At 66.0% G+C, this 10194-nt stretch carries 7 protein-coding genes; 1 reads left to right on the plus strand and 6 read right to left on the minus strand.

Going from position 1 to position 10194, the window contains the following annotated elements:
* Nucleotides 1-54: 54 nt before the first annotated feature.
* The 6 genes from CYJ10_RS12940 to CYJ10_RS12965 form a co-directional block, all read right to left on the minus strand.
* Nucleotides 55-2265, minus strand: coding sequence for a GNVR domain-containing protein (locus CYJ10_RS12940; protein ID WP_257993293.1), 2211 nt, complete (start codon nt 2263-2265; stop codon nt 55-57).
* A gap of 16 nt (nt 2266-2281) precedes the next feature.
* Nucleotides 2282-2719, minus strand: coding sequence for a low molecular weight protein-tyrosine-phosphatase (locus CYJ10_RS12945; protein ID WP_101681912.1), 438 nt, complete (start codon nt 2717-2719; stop codon nt 2282-2284).
* On the minus strand, nt 2716-3867 hold the full coding sequence (locus CYJ10_RS12950; RefSeq protein ID WP_101682129.1) for a polysaccharide biosynthesis/export family protein: 1152 nt from the start codon (nt 3865-3867) through the stop codon (nt 2716-2718). Before CYJ10_RS12950 ends, CYJ10_RS12945 begins: the two co-directional genes overlap by 4 nt.
* A gap of 211 nt (nt 3868-4078) precedes the next feature.
* A complete protein-coding gene (locus CYJ10_RS12955; RefSeq protein ID WP_257993294.1) occupies nt 4079-6286 on the minus strand; it encodes an ATP-dependent DNA helicase in 2208 nt (735 codons plus the stop codon).
* Between the two features lie 123 nt (nt 6287-6409).
* Nucleotides 6410-6613, minus strand: a complete 204-nt coding sequence (locus tag CYJ10_RS12960) for a DUF465 domain-containing protein (RefSeq protein ID WP_101681913.1) — start codon at nt 6611-6613, stop codon at nt 6410-6412.
* A 74-nt stretch (nt 6614-6687) separates the two neighbouring features.
* Nucleotides 6688-7482 (minus strand): hypothetical protein, encoded by a 795-nt coding sequence (locus CYJ10_RS12965; RefSeq protein ID WP_101681914.1) that lies wholly within the window; start codon nt 7480-7482, stop codon nt 6688-6690.
* A gap of 177 nt (nt 7483-7659) precedes the next feature.
* Here CYJ10_RS12965 and CYJ10_RS12970 point away from each other — a divergent pair, with 177 nt between their 5' ends.
* The gene (locus CYJ10_RS12970) at nt 7660-10023 is read left to right on the plus strand and encodes a Tex family protein (RefSeq protein ID WP_101681915.1); all 2364 of its coding nucleotides are present in this window, start codon (nt 7660-7662) and stop codon (nt 10021-10023) included.
* Nucleotides 10024-10194 lie beyond the last annotated feature (171 nt).

Genomic DNA, 10194 nt, shown 5'->3' on the forward strand with positions numbered 1-10194 from the left:
TCAGGACTTGACACCGGGCTCCAGCCTCTGCGTCCGTGCAAATCAGCGGGCGCTTCAGCTCCCCCTCTCGGCGCGATAGCCGCCATATGTGCAATAGGTCGCGCCGTAGCGACCCAGCCGCTGCACCACGCCGTTCAGGATGACGGCCGTCGGCGCCAGCCCGCAGACTCTCAGCCGCTTGCAGGATTCGCGCAGGTCGCCCAGGCGCGACTGTCCGGCACGGGCAACCAGCCACAGCACATTCGCATGCCGAGTCAGCATCGTTGTGTCGGCCACCGCCAGAATCGGAGGCGTATCGACGATGATCCAGGCATAGTCCGCCCGGCATGCATCGAGCACGGGCGCAAGCCCGGCACCGATGAAATAGTCGTCCGCCTGCGCCCGCATGGTGCCGCCCGTGATCAAATCCACGCCTGGCGCCGGCCCGGCATGGACGATGTCATCGAGCTTGACCTCGCCAGCCAGAAAATCCGAAAGCCCCGGCGACTGCGGCACCCCGAAGCTCTCATGGAGATACCCGCGATGCACATCGGCGTCTACCAGCAGCACACGCTGCCCGCTCGCACCCAGTACAGCCGCGAGATTGGCCGCCAGAAAGGACTTCCCCGCACTGGGTTCCGCTGCGGTGATCATCAGAACATTCTTGTCCCGGCTGGCGTTCGAGAGCATCAGTGCGGTACGCAGGCTGCGCAGGCTTTCGATAGCCGGATCGGATGGCGCTGCCAGTGCCAGCAATCGCTGCTGCCCCTTTTCGGCTGTCGCGACCAGCCGGCTTTGCTGCGCTGACTGCGGCATCGTGCCCAGCACGCCGATGCCCAGGGCACCCTCGATGTCGTCGGCCTCGGAGACCGCGCCCAGCAGCCAGCTCATGACATAGGCAAAGCCCGTTCCGCAGATCAGACCGCCCAGCAACGCGACGACCATCATGACCACCCGGTTGCGCCGCACGGGCGTATCCGGCGTCATGGCCACGTCGACGATCCGCGCGCTGGCAACACGCCCCGCCTTCAGCAGCTGAAGTTGCTGCGTGCTACCGAGCAGCACGGTGTAGAGGTCGGTCGCCACGCGCATGTCCAGCTTCAACTCCGCGGCCCGTTGCTGCAGCGCCGGGAGCCGCTTCACTGTATGGTCCAGGCCCTGCTTTTGCTCGCGCACGGCGGCGATCTGCCGCGCGATGGCGACCATGGCCGGATGGGCACTGGTGAATCGGGTGGCCAGTTCGTCGCGCTTTTGAAGCAGCAGCATCAGCTTGGTCTGGGCATCGGCCGCCGACTTGAGCGACAGCTTGACCTCCTCTGGCAGATCGATGATGCCGTAATCGACGTTCATCGTCGTGTACCGATCCTGTACCAGTTCGAGCTGCTGCTTCAGCTTGGGTAGTTGAACGTCCAGAAAATCGAGCGATTGCGCGGCTTCCGCCGCCTTGCGCTCCACGTTCTGCCGGATGTATTGCGCCCCGATCTCGCGCAGCAAGGCGCCAACCTGCCCGGGATCGTGCCCCTTCAACGTGGCAACGATCATGCCCGACTGCTTGACCCGCTCCTGTACCGCCAGCAGGCTGCGCACTTCGTCGACAACCTTCTGACGCGACCTGCGGTACAGCGTGAACGGGGTGCCCGGTGCCGCATCCAGCGCCGACACCAGCAGCCGAATGTCTCCCGCGCTGGATGCGACCACCCGTTCGACGCCGATCTCTCCTTGCACGGGAACGGCCAGGCCAGGGCCGGAAAACTGCCACGTCCGCGCCGAGATCCGAATCAGCCTGAAGGGGCGCCCTTCCAGGACCGACGGCACCTCGAAGCTCGCCACCTTCGCTGTCGCACTACCCCATGCGTAGCCCGACAGCCCAAGCCAGCCCGGCCACCCGCTTGCACCGTCCACGCTGGTCGCCAGTTCACCGATCAGCGGCAGGCGCCTGGGTGCGATGTCGACATGGCGTTGCAGAACGTCCACGGCGCGCGTCACCACCAGCCGCGAGGCAATGATCTGCGCTTCCGCGGAGGCTGACGACTTGATGTCGAACAAGGCCGCCACATCGCCCAGCCAGCCTCGCGCCGACGACGACGTGGCCCCGTCATCGAGCTGGATCAGCATGTCAGCCTTGTACACGGGCTGCGCCAGGAAGGCGAAGCGTGCGCCAGCCATGAGCCATGCGAGCACGATGGCGGCAACGGCCCAGCGATACCGGCCCATTGCGTCGAGCAAACCTGCCAGGGTGATTGGGCCGCGCGGGTCCGGCAACCCCGTCTGCGTTGACGGCATCATCTTTCTCCTGGACCCGTCAGGCGCACGCGCGAATGCGCGGCACCCAGTTTTGCACGCTGTCGCGGATCAGGTCGAAGACCCGCTCGAACTCGGCATAGGGGGCGCCGAAAGGATCGGGAACATCGCGGCCCGATCGATCATCGATGTGGAAAATCTTGCCCGAGGCCGGCGGGCAGAGCCATTTCGTCGCACGCCTTTGCCGGTCATTCATCACCAACACCAGATCGGCCCACGCAAAATGTTCGGCATCGAGTTGCCGGGACCGGTGTGCACTGATGTCGATGCCGGCAGCCGAACTGACCGCGATGGCATGGGCATCGGCCGGCGCGCCCGCCACCGCTTCTAGACCCGCCGACCTCACGGACCGCTCGGGCATGGCGTGCCGCAACAGCCCCTGGGCCATCGGGCTTCGGCAGATGTTGCCGACGCATAAAACAAGGATTTTACGAATCATTTGAGGATGTCAGCGGTGGAATTGATGTATTGCGCGCTGGGAATGAGCTGGTTGACGACGCGTGCCCAGCGGGTCAGGTCTCCCGCATCGACGTAGACCACATCGCGCGGCCTGAGCGGGAATCCTTCGGCCAGCGCGAGCGCCACGGGCGAACGTGCGTCCAGGTGAAAGACCTGCGGCCGGTGGGATTCCAGCCTGCGCACCACGTAGATCTGGCGGGGATCGCTGGTCATGGGGTTGACGCCTCCGGCCTCTCCGAGTGCCTCGTTGAGGGTGAGCCGCCCATTGCGTGGCAGCACGACCGATGGCCGGTTGACTTCGCCCAGCACGAACACCTTGCTGTCTTCGCGCTGCTCCACGCGCACGATGTCGCCCGCGCGAAGCCGGATCGCCGCCGGGTCATGGCCCGCGTGCAGCAGCGCAGGAAGGTTGATGATCCAGCGCCTGCCTTTGCGGTCCAGAATGATGCGGCTGCTGTCTCCGGCGTTGCCGTTCACGCCGCCTGCCCGATTGAGCGCCTCGACCAGCGTCATCGGCACATCGTCGATGTACTGCGGCCCCGGCACCTTGACCTCGCCATCGAGGTAGATCCGCTGACTGCGGTAAGCCAGGATCCGGACCGTGATCTGCGGCGACTGGATGACCCGTGCCAGCACTGTCGTCAATTGATCGTGCAGTTCCCGCGCGGTCATGCCTGCCACCGTCAGGTTGCCGGCATACGGGAACTGGATCTCCCCGGCCTGGCTGACGACGTAGCCCGGCACGCTGGAAGCGCCGCTATAGCTGGGAATTTCGTAGCCGGCGCCGATCGAATAGGTCTGGTGGGGGAAGACCAGCTCGGGGTGGTCCCAGACGATGATCGAGAGAATGTCGGCGGGGCCGATGCGATACGGTTCCGGGCCGCCCTCCAGCGCCTGGATGTCCTGGTTGCCTGGCGCCGGTTCGCCGCGTAGCGATTCGACGAGTTCCCAGGATATGGGGATGACATCGGCGGCATTGACACGGCCGCCCGCCGCGGCGTCCGGCGGCATATCGGCACGCATTCCGGGCGCCAACACGCAGCCCGCCAACAGGCAGCCCGCAAGCATCGACTCCGAGAGCGTTGCCGCCAGTTTGCCAGCCACGCGCGTGCGGTATGGCACGTACATGCCCTTGATCCACTGGATGCTCATCGTCACTCGTCTGCCTACGCTCAAAACAAAGCGTCAGCCTAGCGGCGAGACATAGCCCTTTTGAATCAGATTTTTCTTAATTCAGCTGAGCCTTGCATCAACGGATCATCAAGTTGGCGGGGCGAGCGCCAGCGCGCTCAACGCGCGTGAGGACAGCCTCTCGGTGGACAGATGCAGACCAACACAGTTACTCGGCGTCGGTGTCGGTATTGATGTCGGACACCGGCGCTTCGTTCAGGCGCAGCCCTTCCAGGAACCGAATGACGGTGTCGGCTTCGCGGGTGCGCGTAAAGGGCGGGAGACTCTGCCAGATCTGGCGGCCGTATGGCTTTTCCACGAGCCGTGTGTCGCAGATGGCCAGCACGCCGCGATCCGATTCCGAACGGATCAGGCGCCCCGCGCCCTGCTTCAGCGTAATGACCGCGTGCGGCAGCTGGTGTACCGCAAACGGGCTCAGGCCCTTTTTCTGCAGCACCTCCATGCGCGCGGCCAGTACCGGGTCGTCGGGAGGCGCGAATGGCAGCTTGTCGATGATGACCAGGGAAAGCGCCTCACCGCGCACATCCACGCCTTCCCAGAAGCTCTGGCTGCCGACCAGCACCGCGTTACCCAGTTGACGGAAGCGGTCCAGCAGTTCCGTGCGGCTGGCCTGCCCCTGTACCAGCAGTGGCAAGTTGATGCCGCGCGCGGCGAACAGGTCGTACAGCATGTCCGACGCCTTCTGCACCGCGCGCAGCGTGGTACAGAGCAGGAAGGTGCGGCCGCCAGCCGCCTCGATCAGCGGCAACGCCTTTTCCACCACGGCTTCCGTGAACTGGGGCGAATTCGGCGGCGGCATGTCGCGCGGCACGTAGAGCAGGCCCTGCTTTGCGTAGTCGAACGGGCTGGGCAGCGTCAGCGATTGATCCTTGTTCAACCCGAGCTGGGCCGCGTAATGCGCAAAATTTCCCTTTACCGACAGCGTGGCCGAGGTAAAGACCCATGCGCGCGGCTGGCCTTCGCGTTGCCGCGTGAAGATCGGGGCGATCGACAACGGGGTGCGGTGCAGTTGCACGGTTTGCGAGAACACTTCCACCCAGCGCACGGTGTCCGGCCCGAGTTGGGCAGGTGCGGGCGGGGGCGGCGTTTCCTGGCTGCTCTCGGTGGATGCCCCTTCGGCCGTGGCCGTCTCCGGAGCCGGCGGCGGCGCGGCAACGCGGTCGTCGCGCCAGACCTCCAGCTTGTTGGCCAGCTCCACGGCCCGGCGATGGCATTGCTCCAGCGTTTCGGCGCGCTCGGCCTGCGATTCCAGCGCCTCGACAAACCCCGACAGCGCCTCTTCCAGCGCATCGAGCGTTTCGTAGAACGGTTCGGCGGTACGCGGATCGGCGTCGATCTGGCCCATCGCCATGCGCACGTTGTCGCGGCCAAATGCCAGGCGCAGGTCGCGTGCAGCGCGTTCCAGCGGCGCGCCCAGCGCCACCCAGTCCACGGCGTCGCGGGCGTGTGACAGCCCTTCGGCCACGGTATCGCGCGCCAGTTCGAGCAACTGGCTGGTGGATAGCGTTTCGCCGAAGAACAGCGTGGCCGTTTCCGGCAACTGATGGGCTTCGTCGAAGATCACGGTGTTGGCGGCTGGCAGCAGTTCGGCCATGCCGGTATCGCGCAGCACCACGTCGGCAAAGAACAGGTGATGGTTCACCACCACCACGTCGGCCTGCTGCGCCTCCTTGCGGGCGCGCATCACAAAGCACTCCTTGTAATGCGGGCATTCGCTGCCCAGGCAGTTGTCCCGCGTGGACGTCACCAGTTGCCAGACGGGCGCGTTCTCCGGCACGGCCGCCAGTTCGGCCTTGTCGCCGGTGGCCGTGGTCTTGGCAAAGTTCCCGATGTCGCGCAACCACGCGGCATCCTGCTTCGACGCCAGCCTGCCGTTGGCCTGCGCGCGCTCCAGGTGGTAGTGGCACAGGTAGTTGGCGCGGCCCTTGAGCAGCGACACCGACACCGGCACGTTCAGCGCATGGCGCACCGTCGGAATATCGCGCAGGAACAACTGGTCCTGCAGGTTCTTGGTGCCGGTGGACAGGATGACCTTGCCGCCCCAGAGCATGGCCGGCACCAGATAGGCAAAGGTCTTGCCGGTGCCGGTGCCCGCCTCGACGATGACCGTGTCGTTCTGCCCGATGGCATTGGCCACGGCTTCGGCCATCTTCAACTGCGACGCCCGCGGACGGTACCCGGGGATCGCCGTGGCCAGCGTGCCGGTTTCGGCGAACATCGTCGACAGTTGTGCGGCTTGCGAGGCGGTCTGGCTGGCCGATGCCGCGGCAACGGCGTCGCCCAGCGATGCAGCGGATTCGTGTGCGTCTGGCGCCTCGGCGGCATCGGACAGGAGGTCGTCGGTGGGATCTGGCAAGGTGGGGCTTTCTTCGATACCCGTGGCCGGCTGGCCTGCCACGGGAAATATGGGGTGCGTGGGCGCTTCAGTTGGCCGGGTGGTCAGGCCAGCGCCCCATCGGATGGACCGTCGGATGAACCGTCAGGCTGGTACATCGGGTTCCAGGTGCAGCTGCAGCAAGGTGATCGCGTCCTTGAGCTTGAGGCGGCGCTTCTTCAGACGGCGTAGCTGCAATTCGTCGTGAGCGGGATCGGCGGATAACCGGTCGATCAGGAAATCGAGGTCGCGGTGTTCGATCTGCAACTCGATGATCTGCCGCTCCAGCGTGTTGAGATTTTCATCCATGGTGCGCCTTCGTACTCCAGGGCGGCCGCCTGCGGCACCGCCCGACCCTGCCACCCTGCCAACCTGGCAACGAATTAGAAACCGAACGGGCTCGGCGCAGCATTCTGGCCGCCCTGCTTCTGCTTCTCCTCGGCTTTTGCGCGCCGCTCCTCCAGGTCCTTCTGGCGCTGCGCGGCGTCTGCCTGCTTCTGCTCGTACGTCTTGACGTTTTCCTGCCGCTGACGCGCGCTTTCGGCCCCCTTTTGCTGGGCTTCCTGCATGCGGGTGCTGAAATCGTCCTGCTTCTTCTGGTACGACTGGGCATTGGCCGCGCGCTGAGGCGCCTGCCCGTTGGCCTGCGCGTCGCGCAATGCCTGTTCCTGCTGCTTGCGGTCGAATGCGTCGCGGCTGGCCTGTTCGTTGGCCGCCCGGCCCGGCTGGCCGGCCTCGTACTCGGCGCGGCGCAGGGCCTGTTCGCGATCCCGCGTGGCCGCCTTGTAGGCCCGCTCGGCATCGCCAATTTCCAGGTCCTTGGCGCGCAGCACGTGCAGTTCCTCGCGCTGCACGTCCTTGGCGTTCTCGATGCAGTTGGTGACCAGGAACTTGCTGTAGCACGCCCGCTCGGCCACCGCGAAGCGGTAGTTGGTCCAGGCGCGCGAATCGCCGATGGCCTTGCGCTCGGCCTCGAAATCGCGGGGCTTGCCTGGGTCCGGCGGGATGGGCGCGGACGTCGGCGCAGGCGTGGTTGCGGCGGCAGGTGCCGACGCCTGCGCGTGCGCGGCGCCCAGCGGCGCCGCCAGCAGCAGCGCGGCCAGCGCCAGCGTGGCAACCGGGGAGACGGAATGGGAAACCGGGCGAGCCATGACGGCCGAAAGGGGCTTGACGATCATGCCGCGATTCTAGCATCCGGGGCCACCCCGGACAGCGGCGCGAACCGCCCCGCGGGTGCCGTGCGGGCACCACCCGCGCAAGCCGTCGAAAAGACAGTGTAAAAGGTGTCTTCCCGTCACCGGAAGCGCGCCGCGCTTGTGGCACAATGCCCCGCTTTCGACTGACTCGTTTTCTCGATGTCCAATCTGCCTGCTTCCGTCCTGCAAAAGATTGTGTCGCTGATCGCGGCCGAACTGTCCGTGCAACCGCGCCAGGTAGCGGCTGCCGTCGACCTGTTGGACGAAGGTGCCACGGTGCCGTTTATCGCCCGCTACCGCAAGGAAGTGACGGGCAACCTCGACGATACGCATCTGCGTACGCTGGAAGAACGCCTGCTGTACCTGCGCGACATGGAAGACCGCCGCGCCACGATCCTGGCGTCGATCGAGGAACAGGGCAAGATGACCGACGAGCTGCGCGCTGCCATCGAGGCCGCCGAGACCAAGCAGACGCTCGAAGACCTCTACCTGCCCTACAAGCCCCGCCGCCGCACGCGTGCCCAGATCGCCCGCGAATGCGGCCTGGAGCCGCTGGCCCAGGCGCTGCTGGCCGACCCGACGCTCGATCCGCAGGCCGAGGCCGCCAAGTACGTCAACGGCAACCCCACCGCCGACGGTGGCGTGCCCGACGTGAAGGCCGCGCTGGACGGTGCGCGCGACATCCTGTCCGAGCAATTTGGCGAAACCGCGGACCTGCTGGGCAAGCTGCGCGACCACCTGTGGAACAACGGCGTGGTGTCGTCCACGGTCATGGAAGGCAAGGAAACCGCCGAGGAAGAGAAATTCCGCGACTACTACCAGTACAGCGAAACGCTCCGCACCGTGCCGTCGCACCGTGCGCTGGCGCTGTTCCGCGGCCGCAACGCAGGCGTGCTGCTGGTCAAGCTGGGCCTGGGCGAGGAACAGGACGCCATGGTGCCGCACCCGTGCGAAGGCATGATCGCGCGCCATGTCGGCATCGAGAACCGCAACCGTCCGGCCGACAAATGGCTGGCCGACGTGTGCCGCTGGTGCTGGCGCGTCAAGGTGCAACCGCACCTGGAAACCGAACTGCTGACCCAGCTGCGCGAAACCGCCGAAGGCGAGGCCATCAAGGTGTTCGGCCGCAACCTGCACGAACTGCTGCTGGCCGCCCCGGCGGGCCCGAAGTCCGTGATGGGCGTCGACCCGGGCATCCGCACCGGCTGCAAGATCGCCGTGGTGGACAGCACGGGCAAGCTGCTGGACACCGCCACGATCTACCCGCACGAACCGCGCCGTGACTGGGCCGGTTCGCTGGCCACGCTGGCCCGCCTGGCCAGGCAGCACAACGTGGCGCTCTGCTCGATCGGCAACGGCACGGCCAGCCGCGAGACCGACAAGCTCGTGCAGGACCTGATGAAGGGCGCCCCGGAACTGAAGCTGACCAAGATCGTGGTGAGCGAAGCCGGCGCGTCGGTGTACTCGGCGTCGGAACTGGCCGCCAAGGAATTTCCGGATCTGGACGTATCGCTGCGCGGCGCCGTGTCGATTGCCCGCCGCCTGCAGGACCCGCTGGCCGAACTGGTCAAGATCGATCCGAAGTCGATCGGCGTGGGCCAGTACCAGCACGACGTGAACCAGCGCGAGCTGGCGCGTGCGCTGGACGCCGTGGTGGAAGACTGCGTGAACGCCGTGGGCGTGGACGTGAACACGGCCTCCGCCCCGCTGCTGGCGCGCGTGTCGGGTCTGAACTCGGTGCTGGCGCGCAATATCGTCGATTTCCGAGACGCCAACGGCGCATTCAACAATCGCGAATCGCTGAAGAAAGTGCCGCGCCTGGGCGACAAGACGTTCGAGCAGGCCGCCGGCTTCCTGCGCGTCAACACCGGCGACAACCCGCTGGACCGTTCGTCGGTGCACCCGGAAGCCTACCCCGTGGTGCAGAAGATCCTGGACCACATCAAGAAGGGTCTGTCCGACGTGATGGGCAACCGCGAAAGCCTGCGTGGCCTGTCGCCGCAGCAGTTCGCCGACGACAAGTTCGGCCTGCCGACCGTGCGCGACATCCTGACCGAACTCGAAAAGCCGGGCCGCGACCCGCGCCCCGAGTTCAAGACCGCCACCTTCCAGGAAGGCGTGGAAGACGTGAAGGACCTGCAGCCGGGCATGATCCTGGAAGGCGTGGTCACGAACGTGGCGGCCTTCGGTGCGTTCGTCGACATCGGCGTGCATCAGGACGGGCTGGTCCACATCTCGGCGCTCTCCTCCAAGTTCGTCAAGGACGCGCACGAGGTGGTCAAGGCCGGCCAGATCGTCAAGGTCAAGGTCATGGAAGTGGACGTCAAGCGCAACCGTATCGGCCTGACGATGCGCCTGGATGACGAGCCCGGCCAGCAGGCTGCCCGCGCGGGCGGCGGCGACCGCCCGGCCGATCGTGGCCAGCGCAGCGGTGGTGGCAACCGGGGCGCCGGTGGTAACAACCGCCGCGAGCCGGACACGCAAGGCGCCATGGCCGCGGCCTTTGCCAAGCTGAAGCGCTAAGCCACCCCGGCAATACAAGCCAGAACGAAAACGCCCCGTTTGCGTGAACTGCACCCCAAAAGTTGGACATAGATCCAACCTTTGGGGTGTTTTTCATGACGAAGTACGACGAGGCGCTCAAGCGTCAGGTGGTTAGGGAACATTTGTCGGGGACGATATCGACCACGGCTT

The organism is Cupriavidus pauculus, from assembly GCF_002858765.1.
Taxonomy (GTDB): domain Bacteria; phylum Pseudomonadota; class Gammaproteobacteria; order Burkholderiales; family Burkholderiaceae; genus Cupriavidus; species Cupriavidus pauculus_B.